This is a genomic window from Trinickia sp., from assembly GCF_036503415.1.
Taxonomy (GTDB): Bacteria; Pseudomonadota; Gammaproteobacteria; order Burkholderiales; family Burkholderiaceae; genus Trinickia.
Genome location: NZ_DASXWY010000133.1, coordinates 13,750 through 37,142 on the forward strand (window position 1 = coordinate 13,750; position 23,393 = coordinate 37,142).

A 23,393-nucleotide genomic window follows, 5' to 3' on the forward strand; every position below is an offset into this window, starting at 1 on the left:
CTTGAAGACGATTCGGTTACTCGATCACCTTCGGTACGAGGTAAAGGCCGTCCTGGACGGCCGGCGCGCACTGCTGGTTGCCTTCGCGGGCGACTGTTTCCGTGACGACATCGTCCCTGAGCCGCAACGCGACATCCTCGATCTGCTCGATCGGATGCGCGAGCGGGGCGATGCCGGCCGTGTCGACCGCCTGCATCTGCTCGACGAGGCCGAAAAACTCGTTGAGCTGGGCGAGCGTCGGCTCGGCGTCGGCCTCGGGCAGCTCGAGCCGCGCGAGATGGGCGATGCGTTTCACATCGGTCAGGGTCAAGGCCATGCGTCTCACCGGAGAAAAAGGGGCCTCGCGCGGTGCCCGAAACGGCGCCGCGCGAAACTGTTGGAGTGCCGCTCCAGACCCCCGAACAGCGGGCCGGGAACGGCAAAAAGGACCGTCCGTTTACTACAAATAGGTCGAAATTATAAGGTATCATTACGCGTTCGAACCAAACCCGGACCGTCCCTCGCAGGGGGTTTTGGCGCTGAAAACCACGCTGCCGCCTCGCCTCGTGCGGCCTTCCGGTCGAATTCATCGCAGCTTCGCGCTCGCGGTGGGCGGTACGCAGGTATCGGCGCACCGTTCACGCCCGATCCCGAGGCTTTTATTTTTTCCGCTGCCGCGGCAGCGCCCAAGGTGGCGAAGCCCGGCTCTTCCCCGGCGAGACAGGAATTTCATGTTCGGCTTTTTGCGCAGCTACTTCTCGAACGATCTGGCGATCGATCTCGGCACCGCCAACACCCTCATCTACATGCGCGGCAAGGGCATCGTCCTCGACGAACCTTCCGTGGTATCGATCCGCCAGGAGGGTGGTCCGAACGGCAAGAAAACCATCCAGGCGGTGGGCCGGGAAGCCAAGCAGATGCTCGGCAAGGTGCCGGGCAACATCGAGGCGATCCGGCCGATGAAAGACGGCGTCATCGCCGATTTCACGGTCACCGAGCAGATGATCAAGCAGTTCATCAAGACGGCGCATGAATCGCGCATGTTCTCGCCGTCGCCGCGCATCATCATCTGCGTGCCCTGCGGCTCGACCCAGGTCGAGCGCCGCGCGATCAAGGAAGCCGCGCACGGTGCCGGTGCCTCGCAGGTCTACCTCATCGAAGAACCGATGGCCGCGGCGATCGGCGCGGGCCTGCCGGTGTCGGAGGCCACGGGGTCGATGGTCGTCGATATCGGCGGCGGTACCACGGAAGTCGGCGTCATCTCGCTCGGCGGCATCGTCTACAAAGGCTCGGTGCGTGTCGGCGGCGACAAATTCGACGAAGCCATCGTCAACTATATCCGCCGCAATTACGGCATGCTCATCGGCGAACAAACCGCCGAAGCCATCAAAAAGGAAATCGGCTCCGCGTTCCCGGGCTCGGAAGTCAAGGAAATGGAAGTCAAAGGGCGCAACCTGTCCGAAGGCATTCCGCGCAGCTTCACGATTTCGAGCAACGAAATCCTCGAAGCGCTGACCGATCCGCTGAATCAGATCGTCTCCTCGGTCAAGATCGCGCTCGAGCAGACCCCGCCGGAACTCGGCGCCGATATCGCCGAGCGCGGCATGATGCTCACGGGCGGCGGCGCGCTGTTGCGCGATCTCGATCGCCTGCTCGCCGAAGAAACGGGACTGCCCGTGCTCGTGGCAGAAGATCCGCTCACCTGCGTGGTCCGCGGCTCGGGCATGGCGCTCGAGCGGATGGACAAGCTCGGCAGCATCTTCTCGTACGAGTGATGAGCTTCGCGGGCGCGGCGCATACGCCATCGCCGGGTCTCCCGGTGCGCTGAAGCACTGCGCCGCCGCCCGCTCACGATCACGCCCCCGGCGTCGACCATGGAATACAGTCCGCCGCCTCTGTTCAAGCAAGGCCCGTCCGCGCTTGCGCGGCTCATTTTCTTCGTTGCACTCGCGCTTGCGCTGCTGATCTCGGACGCGCGTTTCAAAACGCTCGAAATCGTGCGCGGCGTGCTCGACGTCGGACTCTACCCGCTGCAGCGCGCGGCGCTGATCCCGCGCGATCTCGCGCTCGGTGCCACGAGCTTTGCGGTGTCGACGGTTACGTTGCGCAGCGACAACCAGAAGCTCGCCGCAAAAAACCTTCAGCTTTCGGTCGAAGCCAATCTGAACGCCTCGCTGGCGGCGCAAAACGCTCACCTGCGGGCATTGCTCGATCTGAGCCACGAAATCGGCACCCAAACGACACCTGCTGAAATCCAATACGACACGCGCGATCCGTTCACGCAAAAGGTCGTGATCGGCCGCGGTTCGCAGCAAGGCATTCAGAACGGCTCGCCCGTCGTCAGCGAAGACGGCATGATCGGCCAGGTCACGCGCGTATTCCCGATGCAATCCGAGGTGACGCTGCTCACGGACAAGGATCAGGCAGTGCCCGTGCAGATCGTCCGCACGGGGCTGCGTGGCGTCGTCTACGGCACGCCCGCGGGCAATGCGCTGGAGCTGCGCTTCGTGCCGATCAGCGCCGATATCGTCGCCGGCGACGAACTCGTGACGAGCGGGCTCGATGGCGTCTATCCGCCGGGATTGCCCGTTGCGAAGGTAGCGCGCGTCGACAAACTGGCCGATACGGCGTTCGCGCGCGTGATTTGCGTGCCTGTGGCCAAAGTGCGCGGTGCGCGCGCCGTCCTCGTTCTTCATTACCAGAGCAATCTGCCGCCACGTCCGGAGCCGCAGCCGGAGCCTGGCGCGAAAGACCCGAAAGGCAAGAAAACCGGCAAGGGCGCGGATAAAGGGCAAAAGGGCGAGAAAGCGGCAGACAAGGCAGCAGACAAGGACGCGGAAAAAAGCCCGGGCTCGGAAAAGGGCGCGACGAACAGCGTGCCGAAAGCCGGCGAGAAACCTGCGGCTTCCCAGCCGCCCGCCGCGAAGCCGGCCGATCGCGCAACGACGCAAGCCGCGGCGCCGGCAGGAGCGCGGCGATGAACCGTCCGCAATACATTCTGCTGCCGGTCAATCCGTACTTCATCGCGTTCAGCCTCGCCGCGGCGTTCTTACTGAATCTGATGCCGTGGGGTCATCTCATCGGCGTGCCGGACTTCGTCGCGCTCGTCGTGCTGTTCTGGAACGTGCATCAGCCGCGCAAGGTCGGCATGGGCATCGCGTTTTTTCTCGGCTTGCTGATGGATGTACACGATGCGAGCCTGCTCGGCGAGCACGCCCTCGCTTACACGTTGCTTTCTTACGGGGCCATCACGATCCACCGGCGCGTACTGTGGATGCCGCGCGGTCTGCAGGTGTTCGCCGTGGCGCCGTTGCTCGTCATCGCCCAACTCGTGCCGTTCATTACACGGCTTTTGATGGGCGCGGCATTCCCGGGCTGGGGCTATCTCGTGCACGGCTTCGTGGAAGCGGCGCTCTGGCCGCTTGCCTGCACGCTGCTGTTGATGCCGCAACGCCGTCCGGCGGATCCCGACGACACGCGGCCCATCTGAGCATGCAGAGCTCGCGCGCATGACCGAATTCAAGAACACCCAGCAGCAGCTCTCGCGGTTTCGCGTGCGCGTCGCGGCCGCGGGCCTGTTCGTGCTCGTGTGCTTCGGGCTGCTCGTCTTCCGTTTTCTGTTTCTGCAGGTCTGGCATTACAGCAAGTACTCGCTGCAGGCCGACGAAAACCGCATCTCGGTGGCGCCGATCGTGCCGAACCGCGGCGTCATCACCGATCGCAACGGCGTCGTACTCGCGCGCAACTACTCGGCTTATACGCTCGAAATCACGCCCTCGAAGCTCGACGATTCGCTCGAAAACGTCATCGACAAACTCGCCACCGTCGTCAACATCGACGCGGTCGACCGGCGCCGCTTCAAAAAGCTTCTCGAGGATTCGAAGAATTTCGAGAGCCTGCCGATCCGCACCCGGCTCACCGACGAGGAAGTCGCGCGCTTCACGGCGCAGCGCTTTCGTTTTCCGGGTGTCGACGTCCGCGCGCGGCTGTTCCGTCAATATCCGCTCGGCATGACGGCGGCACACGTAATCGGCTATATCGGGCGGATCTCGCAGCGCGATCAGGAGCGCATCGACGCGGCCAGCGAGCAAAACGACAGCGACCCGGATCATTACGATCCGCGGCTCGACGCGAACAACTACAAGGGCACCGACTACATCGGCAAGATCGGCGTCGAGCAAAGCTACGAAACAGAGCTGCACGGCCTGACGGGTTTCGAGGAAGTGGAGGTCACGGCCGGCGGCCGCCCGGTGCGCACGCTGTCGCGCACGCAGGCCACGCCGGGCAATAATCTCGTGCTGTCGCTCGACATCGGGCTGCAGCAAGTGGCCGAGCAGGCGTTTGCGGGAAGGCGCGGGGCGCTCGTGGCCATCGAGCCCGCGACGGGTGACGTGCTCGCGTTCGTGTCAGCGCCGAGTTTCGACCCGAACGCGTTCGTCGACGGCATCGATCAGCCGACCTGGGATGCGCTGAACAACTCGCCGGACCATCCGCTTTTGAATCGGCCGCTTCACAGCGCCTATCCGCCGGGCTCGACTTACAAGCCGTTCATGGCGCTGGCCGCGCTCGCGCTGAAAAAGCGGACGCCCGAATGGGGATTCCACGATCCGGGCTTTTATACGTTCGCCGGCCACACGTTCCGCAACGACGTGCCGCAGGGGCAGGGCTGGATCGACATGAACCGCGCGATCATGGTGTCGAACGACACCTATTTCTACATGCTCGCGCACGATCTCGGCGTCAACGCGATCGCCAACTTCATGAAACCCTGGGGTTTCGGCCAGATCACGGGCATCGACATCGCGGGCGAGGCGCGCGGCATTCTGCCTTCGACGGACTGGAAGAAAAAGGCGTATCGCAAGCCCGAACAGCAGCGCTGGTACGAAGGCGAAACGATCAGCCTCGGGATCGGCCAGGGCTATAACTCGTTCACGATGCTGCAGCTCGCGCACGCCACGGCGACGCTCGCCAACGACGGCGTCGTCATGCGGCCGCACCTCGTCAAGGAAATCGAGAACCCGATCACGCATCAGATGCGCCTCACGGTGCCGCATGAAAGCGGACGCATCACCACGGTCACCCAAGCCGATCTCGATCTCGTGAAACGGGCGATGGTTGCCGTCACGAGCAATCCGTCCGGCACCGCCTATCAGGTTTTCCGCAATGCGCCCTATGTCGTCGGCGGCAAGACTGGGACGGCGCAGGTGTTTTCGTTGCAGGGCCAGAAATATCATGGCGGCGCGCTGGCCGAGCATTTGCGCGACCATTCGCTTTTCATCGCGTTTGCGCCGGCCGACCATCCTCAAATCGCCGTTGCGCTCATCGTCGAAAACGGCGGCTGGGGGGCGAGCGTCGCCGCGCCGATCGTGCGCAGCGTGCTCGACTACTATCTGCTTCAACGTAACAAGCCCGGTGTGCTGCAAGCCGCCGTCGCGACCGCGGCCTCGGCCACGCAGGCGGCGTCGGAGCCGGCAATCGGGCAACCCGCGGCCCAGCCTGCAAGCGCGGCCACACCGGTCACAGTGGCACCGGGCTTCAAGCCGCTGCCGCTGCCCGAGGTTCCGGCCTCGGCAGCCGCGGCGCCGGCACCGTCGGCGGCCGCACCACAGCCCGCACCACAGCCCGCGCCGACACCGCCCAAGCCGCACACCGTATCCGACGAGGCTCTGGCGCCGGCGCGCGACAATCGCGCGGTGCGGACATCGGGCACGGCGAGCGCGAGGCCGGCTTCGGCCGGCGCCGACGATTAACGGAGGGCCACTTGAACTTCGATAAACGGGTCTGGCTCGAACGGCTCAAGAGCATGTTCATCGGCTTCGACCGCCCGCTCGCGCTGACTGTCTTTCTGCTGCTTTGCGTCGGTATCGTCACGCTATACAGCGCGAGCCTCGACGTTCCCGGGCGCGTGGAAGATCAAATGCGCAACATCGTGCTCACGTTCTTGCTGATGTGGGTGCTCGCCACCGTGCCGCCGACCACCCTCATGCGCTTCGCCGTGCCGCTCTACACGTTCGGTATCGCGCTGCTCGTGGGCGTAGCGGTCTTCGGCATCACGAAAAAGGGCGCCAAACGGTGGATCAACGTCGGTGTCGTCATCCAACCGTCCGAGATCCTCAAAATCGCGACGCCGCTGATGCTGGCCTGGTATTACCAAAAACGCGAAGCCGGCCTGCGCTGGTACGACTTCATCGTCGGTTTCGCCTTGTTGCTGCTGCCGGTCGGTCTGATCGCCAAGCAGCCCGATCTCGGCACGGCGATGCTCGTGTTCGCGGCCGGCTTCTTCGTCATTTACTTTGCGGGACTCTCGTTCAAATTGATCGCGCCGGTGCTGATCGCGGTGGTCATCGGCGCGAGCTCGGTCGCCATTTTTCAGGATCGGATCTGTCAGCCCGAAGTGCAATGGCCGCTCATGCACGATTACCAGAAGCACCGCATCTGCACGCTGCTCGATCCGACATCCGACCCGCTGGGCAAGGGCTTCCATACGATCCAGGCGGTGATAGCGATCGGTTCGGGCGGACCGCTCGGCAAGGGCTGGCTAAAGGGCACGCAGGCGCATCTCGACTTCATCCCCGAAAAACATACCGACTTCATCTTCGCCGTTTTTGCCGAGGAATTCGGGCTGCTCGGCGAAGTGGTGCTGCTATTGCTCTATACGGCGTTGATCGCGCGCGGCCTGTTCATCGCCGCCAATGGCGCCACGTTGTTCGGGCGATTGCTGGCCGGTTCGCTGACGATGGCGTTTTTCACCTATGCGTTCGTCAATATCGGCATGGTGAGCGGGGTCCTGCCCGTCGTGGGCGTGCCACTGCCGTTCATGAGCTACGGCGGTACCGCGCTGACGACGCTTGGTATCGCCGTGGGCCTCATCATGAGCGTCGGGCGGCATAAGCGGCTGATGAAAAGCTGAACCGCCGGCCGGCGTTCAGTTCGATTTGGGCGGGCTCTTCGCCTCGCGTTGCAACTCGAGGCTCAGCTCCCTGAATTTGAGCCGCGCCGCCGGATCGCCCTGTGCCGCCGCAGCCGCGTAGTAGGCACGGGCGATATTGAGATTGCGCGTCACACCGTCCCCGCCGCGTTCGTAAAACGAGCCCGCGACATATTGCGCCGTGGCGTCGCCGCCCTCCGCGGCCTTTTTGTACCAATAGAACGCTTGCTGGTTATCGCGCGGGGTGCCGCGCCCGTCGAGGAACTGATTGGCGAGCGATAGCTGCGCTTGCACGTGGCCTTGCCGCGCGGCTTTCAAGAACCACCGGTGTGCTTCGGCGGGATCCCGCGCGACGAACTCGCCATCGTCGTACATCCTGCCGTAGACATACTGCGCATGCGACATGTTCGCGTCGGCGGCTTTGCGCAACCATTTGCGCCCTTCGTCGACATTCGCCGGCCCCCCTTCGCCGTTGAGCAGCATCATCGCGTAGTCGAACTGGGCCAGCCGGCTGCCATGCTCGGCCGCGTGGCGAAAACCTTTGAGCGCGGCCTCGAAAGCGCCGGCGTTGTAGTCTGCAACCGCGCTTTGCGTCTCGGCATCGGCCGCGGCCTGGGGTACCCCCGCTAACGGCGAGACGCCCTGGGCGAGCGCGAATTCGCCGGGACCCGCCGCAGCGAGGCCCAACGCGAGCATCGCCAACGCTTTGAGGGGATTCGTGAATGGGCTCATCGTGCGCCTCCTCGCGCCAACCGGCTCTCACGATCATACCGTGACAATCGAGCCAGGGCTGTTCACGCTGACGGCACGCCGGCGAACGGGGCCTTTCAAGCGCCGCGAGCGAAATCGGCCCAGCAGTTCGGCGTTTCGAAGAGCCGCACACGCGCGAGCCGCAAATTGACGCCATAGTGCGCGTCATAGACCGCGGCCAGCGTCTCGAAGGCGATCGCTGCGAGATTCTCGACGGTCGGTATCCGATCGAGTACGACGGTCTTATGCCCGGGCATCGAGTCGAGAAACGTCCGCACCGGCGTATCCCCGGCATAGACGAGAAACGCGTGATCCCAGCGATTGACGAGATGCTCCATCGCCAGCGATTTCACATCGGCGAAATCCATCACCATGCCGCGATCCGGCGCGCCTTCCGTCTCCACGATATCGCCTTGCAGCGTGATCTCGAGCACGTAGCGATGCCCGTGCAGGTTGCGGCATTGGCTGCGGTGGTCGGGAATGCGGTGCCCCGCATCGAACTCAAGTTTTCGGGTAATCGTCAGCACGAGAAGCTCAGGGAATATTCAAATACTTATGGGTTTGCATCGACAGCCGCCACAACGGATGCCGCTTGCACCAGTCGATCGCGAGCCGCGTATTGAGGTCGCGCGCCGGCCCGTCCATCGGTTGCACGAGGAAATGCTCGAAATCGAGCAAAGCGTACTCCGCGAGGCGCTGATTGTCCTGAGGAATCACGACCTTCAACTCATTGCCTTTCGTCACGACGAGCGGTGCGTCCGCTTTGGGGCTCACGCACACCCAATCGATCGATTCGAGCACGGGCAGCGTTCCGTTCGTTTCGATGGCGACCTCGAAGTCCGCCGCGTGCAGCGCATCCACGAAGGCCGCATCGATCTGCAGCATCGGTTCGCCGCCCGTGCAGACGACGAAGCGGTGAGCCTCGCCGTCCGGCCACAGCGATGCGATCTTCTCGACGAGGGCAGCCGCGTCCCGATATTTGCCGCCATTTTCGCCGTCGGTACCGACAAAATCCGTATCGCAAAAACGGCAGACGGCTTGCGCGCGATCTTCTTCCCGACCCGACCATAGGTTGCAGCCGGCGAATCGGCAAAACACGGCAGGCCGGCCAGCGTTCGCGCCTTCGCCCTGCAGCGTGTAAAAAATTTCCTTGACCGCGTACGTCATGATTTCTTTCTGTCCATCTCGATGGGCCGGGCGGCGAATGAACGAGCGCCCGTACCGATATCGCCGAGCCGCGCTACGTCGCTACGTCGGCGCCTGCGTCACTTTTTCGCCCGCGCGAAACGCCTCGTAACCGCGCTTTCGCAGGCGGCATGCCGGACATTCGCCGCAGCCGAAACCCCAATCGTGCAACTCGGAGCGCTCGCCGACGTAGCAGGTGTGGGTCTCCACGCGGATCAACTCGACGAGCGCGTGGCCGCCGAGCGATTCGGCGAGCCGCCATGTATCGGCCTTGTCGAGCCACATGAGCGGCGTCTCCAGCACGAACCGGCTCGCCATGCCGAGATTGAGCGTGACTTGCAGCGCCTTCATCGTATCGTCGCGGCAATCGGGGTAGCCCGAAAAATCGGTTTCGCACATGCCGCCGACGAGGACTCGCAGCCCGCGCCGGTAAGCGATCGCCGCCGCAATCGTCATGAACATCAGATTGCGTCCGGGTACGAAAGTGTTCGGCAGTCCATTCGCCGCCACCTCGATCTCGATTTCGCGCGTCATGGCCGTATCGCTGATCGTGCCGAGCACCGACAGATCGACCGTATGGTCTTCGCCCAGACGTTCGGCCCAAGCAGGAAATGCGCGCGAAAGCTGCTCGCGCACACCCTCGCGGCATTCGAGCTCGACGCGATGACGCTGGCCGTAATCGAAGCCGATCGTCTCCACGGTGTCGTAGCGATCGAGGGCCCACGCGAGACACGTGGCCGAATCCTGCCCGCCCGAAAACAACACGAGCGCGCCGTTCTTAGCGTCTGTCTGAACCACCGTTAGAACTCCGTGAACCAGGATGGGCGCGAACGCTCGCGCAGCGCCACCCGTGCAGTATATGCCTCGGCTTTTGGGGACAGGCGCCGTGGCGCTTATACGCAGTACCCGCCGTGACGCATCCGGATGCCGGGCCGATGCCATGAGAAAAACCCCAAGGACCTTTCGGTTCTTGGGGTTCGATACTGCTGGTGGCCTGGGGCGGAATCGAACCACCGACACGCGGATTTTCAATCCGCTGCTCTACCAACTGAGCTACCGGGCCACGAAGAAGCGAGAGTATATCAAGGACCTAGGGCGTGCTCAAGTGCTTTTGGAGCACCGCTCATTCGCCCTTGTTCTTGCCGAGATCGACACCGAGCTGCTTGAGCTTCCGGTAAAGATGCGTACGCTCGAGCCCTGTCTTCTCGGCAACGCGCGTCATGCTGCCGTTCTCGCGCGCCAGATGGTATTCGAAGTAGGCGCGCTCGAACGCGTCACGCGCATCGCGCAGCGGAATATCGAACGAGATCGATGCGGTCTGCGCCACGGCGGCCGTGCCCGCCAGGTTGTCGGAAGCGAGGACGGGCAACGCGACGGCCGCCGCGACGGCGTTCGAAGGCCCCCCAGAGGCCGCCTTGGCAGCCGCCGCGGCCGCTGCCGGCAGCGCGGTGCCGCGCGCAAGCCCTTGCTCGACTGCTTTGAGCAGCTTTTGCAGCGCGATCGGTTTTTCGAGAAAGTTCAGCGCGCCGATTTTGGTGGCCTCGACCGCCGTATCGATCGTCGCATGCCCCGACATCATGATGACCGGCATCGTCAACAAGCCCTGCGCGGCCCACTCCTTGAGCAGGGTAACGCCGTCGGTGTCCGGCATCCAGATATCGAGCAGCACCAGATCGGGCGTCTGACGCAAGCGGTATTCGCGCGCGTACTGCGCGTTTTCCGCGACTTCCACGGCATGTCCCTCGTCGCTCAGGATTTCCGAGAGCAACTCCCGAATACCCATTTCGTCGTCTACCACCAGGATGGTCGCCATTTATGCTGCCCTTATCTGCGCTATTGCTTTTGTCGTTCCCGGCGATGCGCCTGAACGCGTTGCCGCCTGCCCCGGTTCGAGCGGGGCGCTGTCGTCCGCCATTTGCAGGAACAAAATCGAGATCTGCGCACCTTCAACCGCCGCGTCTTTCCCGCGATTGCGAATGTCGATGCGTGCACCGTGCTCGTCGACGATCTTCTTGACCATGGCGAGCCCGAGCCCCGTGCCTTTTGCCTTCGTCGTCACGTAAGGCTCGAACGCGCGCGTCAAGATGCGCGCGGGGAAGCCCGGTCCGTTGTCCGACACCGTCAGGCGCACGGCGACGCGCACTTTGCCCTGCGCGTCGGGATCGCCATATTCTACTGTCTTGGTTTCGAGCACGACACGCGGATTTTCAAGCTCGGCCACCGCGTCCTGCGCGTTTTGCAGCAGATTGTGGATGACTTGGCGCAGCTGCGTCGCATCGCCCTTGATAACCGGAAGATCGTGCATGTTCACGACGATCGGACTCTTGCCTTCCTCGATGCCGTATAACGCGAGCACTTCCGCAACGAGATCGTTGAGCTGCAAATTGACCAGCACCGCGGGCGGGGTGCGCGCGTAATCGCGGAAATTGTCGACCATCCGCTTCATCGCCGCCACCTGGTTGACGATCGTCGTCGCACCGCGCTTGAGCACATCCGCATCGTGCGGCGACAGCTTGTCCGCAAGCTTCATCTGCAGGCGCTCGGCCGACAGCTGGATCGGCGTCAACGGGTTCTTGATCTCGTGGGCGAGCCGCCGCGCCACCTCGCCCCAGGCGGCCGAGCGCTGCGCCGAGATCACGTCGGAGATGTCGTCGAATACCACGACATAGCCCGCCGTGCGACCCTCGTCCGGCACGCTGTCGACCGTGCCCGACATCAGGCGCGAACCGCGCACGAGCAGCGTGACAGGCTCGCTCTCGCCCGGCAATTGAACCGCGAACTGCTGCTGCCAATGCCCATCGTCGAGTTCGCCGTGATCGGCGGCGTCACGGTCCGCGAACGCCTTGCGCACCATGGCACCGAACTCGGCCGCCACACCGATGTGCTCGAGCGAGGCACCGAGCATCGACTGAAACGGCTGCCGGAAAATACGCTCGGCACCGCGATTGGCCGTCGTCAGCCGGAATTGCCGGTCGAGCACGAACACGCCCGCCGTGAGGTTCGCCAGAATGCGCTCGAGATAGGCCTTCGAATGCTCGAGCGCGATGCGGTTTCGTTCGACGGCCGCCCGTGCCTCGGAAAGCTGGCGCGTCATCGCATTGAACGACTGCGTCAGAAAGCCCAGCTCGTCGCGCGTCTTGATCTCGCGCTTGGGCGTGTAATCGCCCTCCGCCACCTCCTTCGTGCCCTGCGCGAGCAAAAAGAGCGGCCGGGCAAGCTGATTGCCGAGCGCGAGCGCCAGCATCATCGCGATGAACGTGGCGAGAAAAAGCGCGAGCGTCAGCGTGCCGATGTACATCTTGCGCAAGCCGGTGCGCCCGAGGGCCTTTTCCTGATACTCGCGATAGGCGCGCTGTACCGCATCGGCATTGCGGGCAAGCGTCGGCGAGACCGGCTGCGTGATCTGCAAGAAGCGCTCGGTCGGCTGCAACAGCGAGGTCGTCGCGTCGGGCACGCGCTCGACGACGCGCAAGCGCAGCGAGCCTTTGCTACCCGTCGCATGCGGATCGCCGTCGATCTCGCCCTCGATGGCCGCAAAGCCGCGCCCGCGCGCCTGATCGATCATGAGCGGGGTCGGCAGATCGTCCGGCACGAGCTTGGCGATGTTGTTCGACGCCTGCGCCAGCACGTGCAGATCGGGCGAGGCGCCCACTCCGCGCGTCGTCTCGATCAGCATGGCCTCGTGCACGCCGAACTGATCGCGCAGCCGCAGCAGCGTGATCGTGGTGTTGGCAGGATTCGCGCTCGCCAGTTGCTCGGACATCAGACGCGCCTTGGTCTGCAGATCCGAGAGCGACGCGTCGAGCATGCCGCGCCCGAGATTGAGGCCTGAAGTCAGCGCGGTCTCGATGTTCACATCGAACCACGATTCGATGCTGCGCGAGACGAATTGATACGAAACGACGTAGATGATCCCGCCCGGCACGACGCCGACGAGTGCGAAGAAAATCGCGAGCTTCGCCAGCAGCCGCGTGCCGAACTTGCCTTTGCGCAGGCGCGCGAGAATCATCGCGACGAGTGCGACGACGACGAGCAGGAAGACGAGCGCGACCGCGATATTGGCCGCATAGAGCCACGAGTAATAGCGGTCGAAAAACTCGGTGTTCGCGCTCGCCGCCGCGAGCAGCACCAGCAGCAGCAGCGCGACGACGGCGACCGTCGCCACGAGCACGCGCAGGACGATGCTCTTCACATTCGCAATGCGGCGCACGCTACTTAGCATGTTCGTTCACCGTGAAAGTAAACCGCTTCCAGTCCGATGCCAGCGCCCAGTCGCGATTGTTCACCGCATCGACCTGAAACGGCTTCGGCATCAATGCGGTGTCGAGCTCCATGCGCACCGATGCCGTGTAGCTTTCGCCGGGCCGCACCTGCGTGCGATCGATCACGTGCCACGAGCTCACGTGTTTGATCACGGCAAGCGCATCGGCGAGCGAGGCGAAGCCGAGCTGCAGCCCGCCGCTCGAGACGCGATATTCGCGCGTGAGCGGCTGAAACGACAGCCGCAGCGTCTGCGATGCCGATACGGGCTGCTCGTCGAACCAATACCAGCGCGCACGCGTGAGGTCGAACTCGGTCGTGAAGTACAGCGGAATGCCTTTGTTGACCGCATCCTCGAGGCTGTTGTTGAGCTCGAACTCGAAACGGGCATCCAGGCTCCATCCCGTGCCGTCCGCCTGCAGCGACGCGCGCTGCACGGCGATGGAATCGGCGAACGCCGACGCCGCCGCGGCAACGCAAAGGGTCAGCCCGATCAGGAGCACGGCCACGAGCCGAAGCGGAAAAGAGCGTTTGCTGATCGTCACCGTTTCTGAAAGCGCGCGTAGAAAAAACCGTCGTGGTCGATGTCTGACCCGGTGCGCCCGGCGGCGCGCATTCCGGCCGATACGAGAGCGCCGGATGGAAGTGCCGCGCCGGCCGAGACCGGCGCCAGCTGCCCTGGCGCGTCCAATCGTACCGCATCTTGATGAACGCGTTCAAACCGCGCGGCCTGAGCCTCGCCTTCTTCCGGAAAGATCGAGCAGGTCACGTACAGCAGCTCGCCGCCGGGCGCCACGAGCGGCCATAACGCATCGGCAATGCGCGCTTGCTCGGCCGCGAGCGCGGCGATGTCGCCCGGCCGGCGCAGCCAGCGAATGTCGGGATGACGCCGGACGATGCCCGAGGCCGAGCAGGGGACATCGGCGAGAATTCGGTCGAAAGGCCGTCCGTCGTGCCAGGCGTCCGGCGCGCCGGCATCGCCGATCCGCACCTCGGCTGAAAGCCGCAGCCTGTCGAGGTTTTCGACGATGCGTCCGGCGCGCGCGGCGTCGCTTTCAAGCGCAACGAGCGTCACATCGGCCAACTCGAGCAGGTGCCCTGTCTTGCCGCCCGGCGCGGCGCAGGCATCGAGCACGCGCATGCCGTCGCGCACGCCGAGCCACTCGGCCGCCAGTTGCGCGCCCGCATCCTGTACCGAGACCACGCCGTGGGCGAAGCCGGGAATACGTTCGACCGGCATCGGCGACGCAAGCCTTACCGCGTACTGTCCGATGGCGGCCCCCTCGATCCCCGCCTCGCGCAGCGTTTGGAGATAGTCGTCGACCGTCGTGCGGCGCGCGTTCACGCGCAACGTCAGCGGCCCGGGCGCATTACCGCTGGCGAGGATGGCCTCCCATTGCGCCGGCCAGGCATGCCGAACCGCGTCGATCCACCAGCCCGGATAGTTCCAGCGCGCCACCGGGTCGGCCTGCGCGCTTTCGATGAGTGTCTCCCGCTCGCGCAGGAAGGTTCGCAGCACCGCGTTGACGAGTGCTTTCGCAAATGCGAGATCGCGCCGCGCACCGACGGCATGCACTGCCTGATCGACAACCGTATGCCCGGCATAGGCCGCGTTTGCCGCGTCGTCGATCAACAAGGCGAGCGCGCATACGAGCAGATTGCCGACATGCGGAGGCGGCGCCTTGCGCACGAGCCGCGCCACGATCCAATCCGCTGTGCCGAGGCGGCGCAACGTCCGGTAGGCGATGTCCTGGACCGCTTGGCGCGATAGCTCGGCGGCTGCAGGCAGGGAACTCGCGCGAACGGCAGCCAGCGCCGCAGGCAATGCGCGGCCGGCGCGCACCGCCGCCACCGCCTGCGCGGCGGCATCGAGCGCGAAGCCTAGCGAATCGGGCACGAGCGGAAGCGCCGGCAGACGCTTTTCACGGACGGCTCGCGGCGAGCCGTGCTGCCGGTGCGCTGAAGAGGATCGGGTCATGGAGACAACGGTGGAGCGAGGGCGCCACGTGACGCCCTCGGCAGGACAAACGCAGCATTTTAGCGCGCTTGCCCGACGAGCTCGCCGCGCGATATGCGCGGCGGCCGCGCAGGAATCGCGGCGCGTCAGTCGTAGCGGCCCGTGCGCGCCATTTCCATCAGGCGCGCGATACGCTCCTCCGTCGCCGGGTGCGTGGAGAACAGATTCGCGATCCCACCGCCCGACAGCGGGTTGAGAATCATCATCTGGGCGGTCGTCGGATGAGCCTCGGCGGCCGCAAAAGGAATCCCCGCCGCATAACGGTGGATCTTGTCGAGCGCCGAAGCGAGCGCCTGCGGGTCACCCGAGAGCTCCGCGCCGCCGCGATCGGCTTCGAATTCGCGCGCGCGCGAGATGGCCATCTGAATCATGGCCGCAGCGATCGGCGCGAGCAAGGCAACGGCGATGCTGGCGATCGGGTTGGCGGGACGCCCTTGCTCGTCACGCCCGCCGAAGAACATGGCGAAGTTGGCGAGCGCGGAGATGGCACCGGCCATCGTCGCCGAAATGGTCGAGATCAGAATGTCGCGATGCCTCACGTGCGACAGCTCGTGCGCCATGACACCGCGCATCTCGCGCTCCGAGAGAACGCGCAGGATACCCGTCGTGGCAGCCACGGCCGCGTGTTCGGGATTGCGTCCCGTCGCGAAAGCGTTCGGCGCGTCTTCGTTGATCAGATAGACGCGCGGCATCGGCAAATTCGCCCGCGTCGCGAGTTCGCGCACCATTCGATAGAACTGCGGCGCACTGGTCTCGTCGACTTCCTGAGCGTTGTACATGCTGAGGACCATCTTGTCCGAGAACCAGTACGAAAAGAAATTCATCGCGAGTGCGATGACCAGCGCGATCGTCATGCCACGCGAGCCGCCGATCATGCCGCCGATCACGACGAACAGGGCCGTGATCGCCGCCATCAGCATTGCGGTTTTGACCCAGTTGAACATGAGCTCTCCTTTTCCCGTTTGCCTGGTGCATGGGGACCGCGCGGCGACAATACGCCCACGGCGGCCACCGATCGATTGTAAGCGATTCGTTAGTTTGCGGCGCGGGCAAAAAATTCAACCCCCGGCACGGAAAATCAACGCTGAGCCGTCGCGAGCTTCAACCCGAGCCCGACGAACGCGCTGCCGACCACGCGGTCGAGCCACTTTTTCACGCCGGGCTTGCCGCCGAGACGCTCGGTCACGCTGCCCGCAACCCATGCAACGAAGCTGTTCCAGACGGTGCTCATGGCGACGAAAACCAGGCCGAGAAAGAGGAACGCCAGCGCCTTGGCGTCGCTATCGGCCGAGACGAATTGCGGAAAGAACGAAACGAAGAAAAGCACGACCTTGGGATTCAGCACGTTCGTCCAGAACCCTTGCACGAACAGCTGCCCGAGCGGCTTGCGCCCACCCGGGGCGCCCCGCGGCTGCTCGAGCTGCGCTTGCCGCGGTTCGCCACGCGACGCGAACAGCATGCGGGCGCCCAGATAGATCAGATAAATGGCGCCAACCAGCTTGATGACCGTGAAGGCGGTGGCCGAAGCGGCGAGCAGCGCCGTCAAGCCGAATGCGCACGCCAGCGAGTGCACGCAACAGCCAGCGGAGATACCCAGCGCGGAGACCAGCCCCGCGCTGCGCCCCTGCGCCACGCTGCGCCCGACGATGTACGCGGTGTCGGGGCCGGGCGTCACGTTCAGCAAGAAAACGGCTGCCAGGAAAAACGGAAAGTGAACGATGCCGAACATGCGCGAAATCTCCTGACCTCAAACTTCCAAAACCCGTGATTCGACAGACTGCCGAGCGCACGCGGCGCGGCAGTCTTCAGCTTGGCTGCGGCAACACGAACCGCTGCCCGGCCGCGAGTGCACTGCCGGCGAGAAATTCGCGCACCGGCAGGCGTTTGCCGCCCGGCTTTTGCAGCTGCGTCAATCGCAGTGCGCCCTCGCCGCAGGCCACGACGATGCCGTCCGGCGACACCTCTACGATCGTACCCGGTGCGGCATCGGGCGCCCGCACCGCGGTGGGCTGCGCAGCCCAGACCTTCAGCACCGCGCCGTCCTCGAGCGTCGCCGCGCCACCCGGGAATGGGTCGAACGCGCGGATTTGCCGGGCCAGTGCGTCGGCCGGCCGACGCCAATCGAGCGCCGCTTCGTGCTTGCCGATCTTCTCCGCATAGGTGGCGCCAGCTTCCGGCTGAGGCGACGCGGCTAGTGGGCCGTTGCGCTCGAGCTCGCCGAGCGCCTCGACGATCAACCGCGCACCCAGCGTGGCGAGCTTGTCGTGAAGCGTCGCCGTCGTGTCTTGCGGATCGATCGGGACGCTGGCCGCGTGCAGCATCGCGCCCGTATCGAGTCCCGCATCCATCTGCATGAGCGTGATGCCCGTTTCGGTATCTCCGGCTTCGAGCGCCCGATGGATCGGCGCGGCGCCGCGCCACCGCGGGAGCAGCGAAGCGTGAATATTGATACAGCCGTGGCGCGGAATGTCGAGCACTTCCTGGGGCAGCAGCAACCCATAAGCGGCTACGACCATCACATCGTGCGGCGTTTCGCGCAGCGCATCGATGGCCGCGCTCGCTTCGGCCGGATATTTGCCGTTACGGCGCAGCGAGGGTGGCTGGGCCACCGGCAAACCGTGCTCGAGGGCATAACGCTTGACAGCACTTGCCTGCAGCTTCATTCCACGCCCGGCCGGGCGATCCGGCTGCGTTAGAACGAGCGCGATCGGAAACCCGGCCGCATCGATCGCGGCGAGCGCCGCGGCCGCGAATTCCGGCGTACCGGCAAAGATGACGCGCAGCGAATGTGTCATGGATTCCAACGGGGACGGGCCGCTCACATCGCGTGGGCGAGCTTTTTCATCTTTGTCTTGATGCGGGTTTGCTTGAGCGGCGAAAGGTACTCGACGAACACCCGCCCCATCAAGTGATCCATCTCGTGCTGAATGCAGACAGCCAGAAGACCTTCGCAATCGATCTCGAATGTCTCGCCACGCTCGTTGAGCGCGCGCACGCGAACCTTCTCGGCCCGCTCGACGCTGTCGTAGATACCCGGCACCGAGAGGCACCCCTCTTCGGCGAGCTTGCGCTCATCGCTGGACCAGACGATCTCGGGGTTGATGAACGCGCGCAGCTCGTCATGCGTCTCCGAGACATCGATGACGATGACGCGCTCGTGAACGTCCACCTGGGTTGCGGCGAGGCCCACGCCCGGGGCGGCATACATCGTTTCCGCCATATCGGCGACAAGCTTGCGGATGCGCTCGTCGACGTTCGCGACGGGCTTCGCGATCTTGTGCAGGCGTTTATCGGGGTAATGCAGGATGTTCAGCAATGCCATGGTCGGAAAGTTACTGGCGCTCGAGCAGCCACGCTTCAGTGGTGCCGCGCGCGAATCAACAATTGCCGTATGCGGCGATAGGCCGTTCGGCTGGCTTGTGCCGCCGTGCTCGCACATCGAAGATAGCGCGATGTCATGCGTCGCTTCGCCGCGGGAATCAGAGCAGGCGAGCGTTCGCGCCGCGTTTACGAGGGCACGGGGGGCTTTTTCGGATGGTGAAAATTTTAACATGCCGCGGGGGTCTGCGCAGGCGGCCGGGGCGGGGGCGATGAAAGCGCTACCGATGACCGACGATGAACGGGCGGCGTGGTTGGCGTTGGCCGCCACCCGCAGTCTCACGCCCGCCGCGCTGCGGGCATTGCTTGCCGCCTTTGGAATGCCGCACGCCTTACGCAGCCAATCGTTCGACGCGCTCGCGGCGGTCGGGGGCGAAGCCGCCGCGCAGGCCATCCTCGCGCCGTTGCCCGCGGGCTGGGACGCGCAGGTGGCCCGCGTCGCAAGATGGTGCGAACAGCCGGGCAATGCACTCGTCTCGCTCGCCGATCCCGCCTATCCGCCCGCGCTGCTCGCGATGCCCGATCCGCCGCCACTGCTGTACGTCAAAGGGCAATTGGAACTGCTGCACGCGAGCGCGATCGCCCTCGTGGGTAGCCGCAACGCCACGCCGCAGGGGCTCGAAGACGCCGCGCAATTCGCCCGCGAGCTCGCGGCGGCGGGTCTCGTGATCGTGTCCGGTCTGGCGCTCGGCATCGATGCGGCGGCGCACTGGGGCGCGCTCGAAGTCATGGGCCACACGGTGGCTGTCATCGGCACGGGTATCGACATCGTCTACCCCTTGGCACACCGCGAGCTTGCTCAACGGATCGCCTCGCACGGGGCGCTCGTCTCCGAATGGCCGCTCGGCACACCGGCTCGGCCTTCGCACTTTCCTCAGCGCAACCGGCTCATCGCCGGGCTCGCGAAAGGTGTCCTGATCGTCGAGGCAGCGCTTCGGTCCGGCTCACTCATCACCGCGCGGCTTGCCAACGAGATGGGGCGCGACGTCTTTGCGTTGCCTGGGTCCATCCATTCGCCGCTTTCGCGCGGCTGCCATCGCCTGATCAAGGAAGGCGCCCGGCTGACCGAGGAGCCCGCGGAGATTCTCGAGGAACTGGGGCTCGTCGGCATGGCCCGGTCTCACGCCGATGTTGCAGCCCCGGACTCCGGCGCGCCAGCGACACCGGCAGTCGCACCGGCAGCGCAGGCAGGCGCCGACGCGCGCACGGCGCCATCCTATGCGCAAGGCAGCGCCGCGGCACGCGTGATCTCCGCACTCGGCCACGCACCGGCCACCCTTGAAGTTCTCGCCAGACGCACCGACATGGGTGGCGCGGCATTGCAGGCCGCGCTGCTCGAACTCGAATTGGCCGGCCACGTGAATGCGCTGCCGGGTGGCCGCTTCACGCGTACGGCAACGCGCCGGGGCTAAAGCAGCGTGCGCAGGTCTGCAATTCGCGCCGGCAGGCCTCGACGCTGTACAACGGCCGCCGTGCTACATTCGCTCGAAACGCACTTCGACCGACACAGGAAGACCCAGCATGCCCGCGCTGAACCTCGATACCGACTCCGACCGGATCGCCGAGCGCGTCACCGACAGCGACACGCTTCTCGTCGCCTGCCTTTGCGCACAGTGGTGCGGCACGTGCCGCGATTACCAGGCCGAATTCGACCGCCTGGCCGAGGCGCACCCCGAGATCTGCTTCGTCTGGATCGACATCGAAACGCACGCGGATCGATTCGACGACCTCGACGTCGAAAACTTCCCGACGCTGCTGATCGAGGACGGCGTCACGACACGCTTTTTCGGCACGGTACTGCCGCATATCGCGATCGCCGAGCGCCTGCTGTCCGATCTGACCGCGTTGCCGCCGGCAGTCGGGGCGCCCAAATTGAGGCCCGCACTCGTCGCAACCTGACCCTTTTTGTTCTTCCCGCGCCGCGGTGCTCCGGCACGTGCGATGCTTGCGTTCCGCGTTTGCGCAGACTCTGGAAAAAACCGGCTTGAAAACACAGGCCTTTTCCGATCGTGGGGCGCCCCGAGGGCGCCGTATGCTATAAAGCGGTCGTTAAAGGAACCACCATACGGGGATCGACCCCGGAGACTATTACATCCTGTCATGTCCAAAGCACTGATCATTGCGGAGAAGCCCTCTGTCGCGAACGACATCGCGCGAGCACTCGGCGGCTTCACCAAACATGACGAGTACTACGAAAGCGACGAGTACGTTCTCTCGTCGGCAGTCGGCCATCTGCTCGAGATCGCCGCGCCCGAGGAATACGAAGTCAAGCGGGGCAAATGGAGCTTTGCTCATCTGCCGGTCATTCCGCCGCACTTCGACCTCAATCCGATCGCCAAGAGCGAATCGCGGCTCAAGGTGCTGACCCGGTTGATCAAGCGCAAGGATATCGACCGCCTCATCAACGCATGCGACGCGGGCCGTGAAGGCGAGTTGATCTTCCGTCTGATCGCCCAGCACGCGAAAGCGAAACAACCCGTTCAGCGGCTGTGGCTGCAATCTATGACGCCGGCCGCGATTCGCGAAGGTTTCGCGCACTTGCGCAGCGATGGCGACATGCAGCCGCTGGCGGATGCCGCCCGGTGCCGCTCCGAGGCTGACTGGCTCGTCGGCATCAATGGCACGCGCGCGATGACGGCATTCAACAGCAAGGGCGGCGGCTTTTTCCTGACCACTGTCGGGCGCGTGCAGACGCCGACACTATCGATCGTCGTCGAGCGCGAGGAGAAAATCCGGCGCTTCGTGCCCCGCGATTACTGGGAGGTTCGCGCCGAGTTCGTCTGCGCGGGCGGTTTTTACGAAGGGCGGTGGTTCGATCCGAAATTCAAGCGCGACGAATTCGACCCGGAGAAACGCGATTCGCGGCTCTGGAGTCCGGCCGCCGCCGAGACGGTCGTGGCGGCCTGCCGCGATCAGATCGGTGTCGTCAGCGAGGAGTCGAAGCCTTCGACGCAGCTCTCGCCGCTGCTGTTCGATTTGACGAGCCTGCAGCGCGAGGCGAACGGACGTTTCGGCTTTTCGGCGAAGAACACGCTCGGGCTCGCGCAAGCGCTCTATGAAAAGCACAAGGTGCTCACTTACCCGCGAACCGATGCGCGCGCGCTGCCGGAAGACTATCTCGGCACCGTGACGAGCACGCTCGAGATGCTGAAGGAAAGCAACAACTACCTTCCGTTTGCGAAACAGGTGCTCGACAAGAACTGGGTCAAGCCCAACAAGCGGATCTTCGACAACTCGAAGATCAGCGATCACTTCGCCATCATTCCGACGCTGCAGGCTCCGAAGGCACTGTCCGAGCCCGAGCAGAAACTTTACGATCTCGTCGTCAAGCGCTTTCTGGCCGTGTTCTTTCCGGCAGCCGAATATCGCGTGACGACGCGCATCACCGAGGTGGTTGGCCACCACTTCAAGACCGAGGGCAAGGTTCTCGTGGAAGCGGGCTGGCTGCAAGTCTATGGGCGCGAGACGGGTGGCGAGGAAGCCAACCTCGTGCCGGTACAGAAGGACGAGAAGGTCAAGACCGACAAGATTGCCGCCCATGAGCTGACCACGAAACCACCGGCGCGCTACAACGAAGCGACGCTGCTGTCGGCCATGGAAGGTGCGGGCAAGCTCGTCGAAGACGACGAGTTGCGCGAAGCGATGGCCGCCAAAGGGTTGGGCACGCCGGCCACGCGCGCGGCCATCATCGAAGGGCTGCTCGGTGAGAAATATCTGGTGCGCGAGGGGCGCGAGCTCATCCCCACCGCCAAGGCATTCCAGCTCATGACGCTGCTGCGCGGGCTGGGCGTGAAAGAGCTCACCGCCCCCGAGCTCACCGGCGAATGGGAGCACAAGCTGGCGCAGATGGAGCGCGGCAAGCTTGCGCGCGACGCCTTCATGCAGGAAATCGCGCGCATGACGCAAACGATCGTCAAACGGGCGAAGGAATACGATTCCGATACGATCCCGGGCGATTACGCGACGTTGACGACGCCCTGCCCGAACTGCGGCGGCCAGGTAAAGGAAAACTACCGGCGGTTCGCTTGCACACAATGCGAGTTCTCGATTTCGAAGATTCCGGGCAGCCGCCAATTCGAGATCGACGAAGTCGAAACGCTGCTCGCCAAGAAAGAGATCGGGCCGCTCTCCGGTTTCCGCAGCAAGATGGGCCGGCCTTTCTCGGCCATTCTCAAGCTGACGTTCGATGACGAAATCAAGAACTACAAGCTCGAGTTCGATTTCGGTCAGGATCAGGGCGGCGAGGACGGCGAGGCACCGGACTTCTCGGAACAGGAAGCCGTCGGCGCATGTCCGAAATGCCATGCGCGCGTCTTCGAGCACGGCATGAGCTACGTGTGCGAGAACTCGGTCGCCGTGCCGAAGACCTGCGATTTCCGCTCCGGCAAAGTCATCTTGCAGCAGGAGATCGCGCGTGAGCAGATGGCGAAGCTGCTCGAGGCGGGCCGCACCGATTTACTGACCGGCTTCAAGTCGTCGCGCACCGGACGCAACTTCAAGGCGTATCTCGTCAAGCAGAGCGACGGCAAGATCGGCTTCGAGTTCGAGAAGAAGGAGCCCTCGGCCAAGACGGCGGCCAAATCGAGCGCTCGCACCGCGGCTGCCTCGGCCGCCGCGTCTGATGCGGCGGCGGACGAGGCGGGCGACACGACCGTGGCGACGGCCCGTAAGACAACGGCTAAGACAGCAACCAAGACGGCCGCAAAGACAGCCGCCAAGCCGGCAGCGAAGGCTCCGGCCAAGAAGGCTGCCGCCAGAAAAGTCGGCGCGTGAGCGCGTAGCCGCTACGAGCCGCGGCGGCGCGCTTCGGCGTTAGCTCTATCGGCCGGAATGCCTGCCTCGGCAGACGTTCCGGGCCTTACAGCGCGCTGTGCGACGGCGCGCAGGGGCCGCCGT

General features: G+C 64.5%; 21 protein-coding genes and 1 tRNA gene. 8 read left to right on the forward strand and 14 right to left on the reverse strand.

The features are described 5' to 3' along the window. Positions 1–16: 16 nt before the first annotated feature. A complete protein-coding gene (gatC, locus tag VGL01_RS16625) occupies positions 17–316 on the reverse strand; it encodes an Asp-tRNA(Asn)/Glu-tRNA(Gln) amidotransferase subunit GatC (RefSeq protein WP_331571208.1) in 300 nt (99 codons plus the stop codon). Between the two features lie 394 nt (positions 317–710). On the opposite strand from gatC, the gene VGL01_RS16630 reads away from it, so the two are divergent. The 5 genes from VGL01_RS16630 to rodA all read left to right on the forward strand — a co-directional run bounded on the left by VGL01_RS16630 (position 711) and on the right by rodA (position 6,889). Next, entirely contained in the window at positions 711–1,754 is a 1,044-nt protein-coding gene (locus tag VGL01_RS16630) for a rod shape-determining protein (RefSeq protein ID WP_017772379.1), read from the forward strand. A 99-nt stretch (positions 1,755–1,853) separates the two neighbouring features. After that, on the forward strand, positions 1,854–2,960 hold the full coding sequence (gene mreC, locus VGL01_RS16635; RefSeq protein ID WP_331571210.1) for a rod shape-determining protein MreC: 1,107 nt from the start codon (positions 1,854–1,856) through the stop codon (positions 2,958–2,960). Further along, a complete protein-coding gene (mreD, locus tag VGL01_RS16640; protein WP_173255846.1) occupies positions 2,957–3,469 on the forward strand; it encodes a rod shape-determining protein MreD in 513 nt (170 codons plus the stop codon). The genes mreC and mreD overlap by 4 nt, the downstream gene beginning before the upstream one ends. Before the next feature lie 19 nt (positions 3,470–3,488). Then, positions 3,489–5,729, forward strand: a complete 2,241-nt coding sequence (mrdA, locus tag VGL01_RS16645; protein WP_331571212.1) for a penicillin-binding protein 2 — start codon at positions 3,489–3,491, stop codon at positions 5,727–5,729. Positions 5,730–5,740: 11 nt separating this feature from the next. Further along, positions 5,741–6,889: a rod shape-determining protein RodA gene (gene rodA / locus VGL01_RS16650; RefSeq protein WP_331571214.1), complete on the forward strand. Its 1,149-nt coding sequence runs from the start codon at positions 5,741–5,743 to the stop codon at positions 6,887–6,889. Between the two features lie 15 nt (positions 6,890–6,904). Here rodA and VGL01_RS16655 read toward each other — a convergent pair whose 3' ends face one another. From VGL01_RS16655 to def, 13 genes are all read right to left on the reverse strand, one after another. Further along, on the reverse strand, positions 6,905–7,639 hold the full coding sequence (locus VGL01_RS16655; RefSeq protein WP_331571216.1) for a tetratricopeptide repeat protein: 735 nt from the start codon (positions 7,637–7,639) through the stop codon (positions 6,905–6,907). Positions 7,640–7,734: 95 nt separating this feature from the next. Then, on the reverse strand, positions 7,735–8,181 hold the full coding sequence (gene queD, locus VGL01_RS16660; RefSeq protein ID WP_331571270.1) for a 6-carboxytetrahydropterin synthase QueD: 447 nt from the start codon (positions 8,179–8,181) through the stop codon (positions 7,735–7,737). A 10-nt stretch (positions 8,182–8,191) separates the two neighbouring features. Beyond that, entirely contained in the window at positions 8,192–8,824 is a 633-nt protein-coding gene (gene queE, locus VGL01_RS16665) for a 7-carboxy-7-deazaguanine synthase (protein ID WP_331571218.1), read from the reverse strand. Between the two features lie 81 nt (positions 8,825–8,905). Further along, entirely contained in the window at positions 8,906–9,640 is a 735-nt protein-coding gene (gene queC, locus VGL01_RS16670; RefSeq protein WP_331571220.1) for a 7-cyano-7-deazaguanine synthase QueC, read from the reverse strand. Positions 9,641–9,829: 189 nt separating this feature from the next. Continuing rightward, positions 9,830–9,905, reverse strand: a tRNA-Phe gene (locus VGL01_RS16675). Positions 9,906–9,965: 60 nt separating this feature from the next. Further along, positions 9,966–10,655, reverse strand: a complete 690-nt coding sequence (esaR, locus tag VGL01_RS16680) for a response regulator transcription factor EsaR (RefSeq protein WP_173255850.1) — start codon at positions 10,653–10,655, stop codon at positions 9,966–9,968. Continuing rightward, positions 10,656–13,064 carry a PAS domain-containing sensor histidine kinase gene (locus tag VGL01_RS16685; RefSeq protein WP_331571222.1) on the reverse strand — a complete coding sequence of 803 codons (2,409 nt, stop codon included), beginning with the start codon at positions 13,062–13,064 and terminating at the stop codon, positions 10,656–10,658. Further along, the gene (locus VGL01_RS16690; protein WP_331571224.1) at positions 13,054–13,647 is read right to left on the reverse strand and encodes a DUF4390 domain-containing protein; all 594 of its coding nucleotides are present in this window, start codon (positions 13,645–13,647) and stop codon (positions 13,054–13,056) included. The genes VGL01_RS16685 and VGL01_RS16690 overlap by 11 nt, the downstream gene beginning before the upstream one ends. Next, entirely contained in the window at positions 13,644–15,080 is a 1,437-nt protein-coding gene (rsmB, locus tag VGL01_RS16695; protein WP_331571226.1) for a 16S rRNA (cytosine(967)-C(5))-methyltransferase RsmB, read from the reverse strand. The genes VGL01_RS16690 and rsmB overlap by 4 nt, the downstream gene beginning before the upstream one ends. Positions 15,081–15,205: 125 nt before the next feature. Beyond that, entirely contained in the window at positions 15,206–16,063 is an 858-nt protein-coding gene (htpX, locus tag VGL01_RS16700; protein WP_331571228.1) for a zinc metalloprotease HtpX, read from the reverse strand. A gap of 134 nt (positions 16,064–16,197) precedes the next feature. Continuing rightward, on the reverse strand, positions 16,198–16,848 hold the full coding sequence (locus VGL01_RS16705) for a LysE family translocator (protein WP_331571230.1): 651 nt from the start codon (positions 16,846–16,848) through the stop codon (positions 16,198–16,200). Positions 16,849–16,924: 76 nt separating this feature from the next. Next, the gene (fmt, locus tag VGL01_RS16710) at positions 16,925–17,914 is read right to left on the reverse strand and encodes a methionyl-tRNA formyltransferase (RefSeq protein ID WP_331571232.1); all 990 of its coding nucleotides are present in this window, start codon (positions 17,912–17,914) and stop codon (positions 16,925–16,927) included. A gap of 23 nt (positions 17,915–17,937) precedes the next feature. Then, positions 17,938–18,441 carry a peptide deformylase gene (gene def, locus VGL01_RS16715; protein ID WP_331571234.1) on the reverse strand — a complete coding sequence of 168 codons (504 nt, stop codon included), beginning with the start codon at positions 18,439–18,441 and terminating at the stop codon, positions 17,938–17,940. Positions 18,442–18,709: 268 nt separating this feature from the next. Between def and dprA the strand changes: the two genes are divergently transcribed. The 3 genes from dprA to VGL01_RS16730 all read left to right on the forward strand — a co-directional run bounded on the left by dprA (position 18,710) and on the right by VGL01_RS16730 (position 23,270). Further along, positions 18,710–19,909 (forward strand): DNA-processing protein DprA, encoded by a 1,200-nt coding sequence (gene dprA / locus VGL01_RS16720; protein WP_331571236.1) that lies wholly within the window; start codon positions 18,710–18,712, stop codon positions 19,907–19,909. Positions 19,910–20,018: 109 nt separating this feature from the next. Next, positions 20,019–20,396, forward strand: coding sequence for a thioredoxin family protein (locus tag VGL01_RS16725; RefSeq protein WP_331571238.1), 378 nt, complete (start codon positions 20,019–20,021; stop codon positions 20,394–20,396). A gap of 201 nt (positions 20,397–20,597) precedes the next feature. Continuing rightward, a complete protein-coding gene (locus VGL01_RS16730) occupies positions 20,598–23,270 on the forward strand; it encodes a DNA topoisomerase III (protein WP_331571240.1) in 2,673 nt (890 codons plus the stop codon). The last annotated feature ends 123 nt before the right edge of the window (positions 23,271–23,393 follow it).

Excerpts from the sequence above, each read along its gene's own strand:
- VGL01_RS16655 (WP_331571216.1), bottom strand. The coding sequence starts at position 7,639 with ATGAGCCCATTCACGAATCCCCTCAAAGCGTTGGCGATGCTCGCGTTG.
- VGL01_RS16685 (WP_331571222.1), bottom strand. The coding sequence starts at position 13,064 with ATGCTAAGTAGCGTGCGCCGCATTGCGAATGTGAAGAGCATCGTCCTG.
- htpX (WP_331571228.1), bottom strand. The coding sequence starts at position 16,063 with ATGTTCAACTGGGTCAAAACCGCAATGCTGATGGCGGCGATCACGGCC.
- rsmB (WP_331571226.1), bottom strand. The coding sequence starts at position 15,080 with ATGACCCGATCCTCTTCAGCGCACCGGCAGCACGGCTCGCCGCGAGCC.
- queE (WP_331571218.1), bottom strand. The coding sequence starts at position 8,824 with ATGACGTACGCGGTCAAGGAAATTTTTTACACGCTGCAGGGCGAAGGC.
- VGL01_RS16730 (WP_331571240.1), top strand. The coding sequence starts at position 20,598 with ATGTCCAAAGCACTGATCATTGCGGAGAAGCCCTCTGTCGCGAACGAC.
- esaR (WP_173255850.1), bottom strand. The coding sequence starts at position 10,655 with ATGGCGACCATCCTGGTGGTAGACGACGAAATGGGTATTCGGGAGTTG.
- dprA (WP_331571236.1), top strand. The coding sequence starts at position 18,710 with ATGAAAGCGCTACCGATGACCGACGATGAACGGGCGGCGTGGTTGGCG.
- mreC (WP_331571210.1), top strand. The coding sequence starts at position 1,854 with ATGGAATACAGTCCGCCGCCTCTGTTCAAGCAAGGCCCGTCCGCGCTT.
- VGL01_RS16630 (WP_017772379.1), top strand. The coding sequence starts at position 711 with ATGTTCGGCTTTTTGCGCAGCTACTTCTCGAACGATCTGGCGATCGAT.
- fmt (WP_331571232.1), bottom strand. The coding sequence starts at position 17,914 with ATGACACATTCGCTGCGCGTCATCTTTGCCGGTACGCCGGAATTCGCG.
- mreD (WP_173255846.1), top strand. The coding sequence starts at position 2,957 with ATGAACCGTCCGCAATACATTCTGCTGCCGGTCAATCCGTACTTCATC.
- VGL01_RS16725 (WP_331571238.1), top strand. The coding sequence starts at position 20,019 with ATGCCCGCGCTGAACCTCGATACCGACTCCGACCGGATCGCCGAGCGC.
- gatC (WP_331571208.1), bottom strand. The coding sequence starts at position 316 with ATGGCCTTGACCCTGACCGATGTGAAACGCATCGCCCATCTCGCGCGG.
- def (WP_331571234.1), bottom strand. The coding sequence starts at position 18,441 with ATGGCATTGCTGAACATCCTGCATTACCCCGATAAACGCCTGCACAAG.
- mrdA (WP_331571212.1), top strand. The coding sequence starts at position 3,489 with ATGACCGAATTCAAGAACACCCAGCAGCAGCTCTCGCGGTTTCGCGTG.
- VGL01_RS16705 (WP_331571230.1), bottom strand. The coding sequence starts at position 16,848 with ATGTTCGGCATCGTTCACTTTCCGTTTTTCCTGGCAGCCGTTTTCTTG.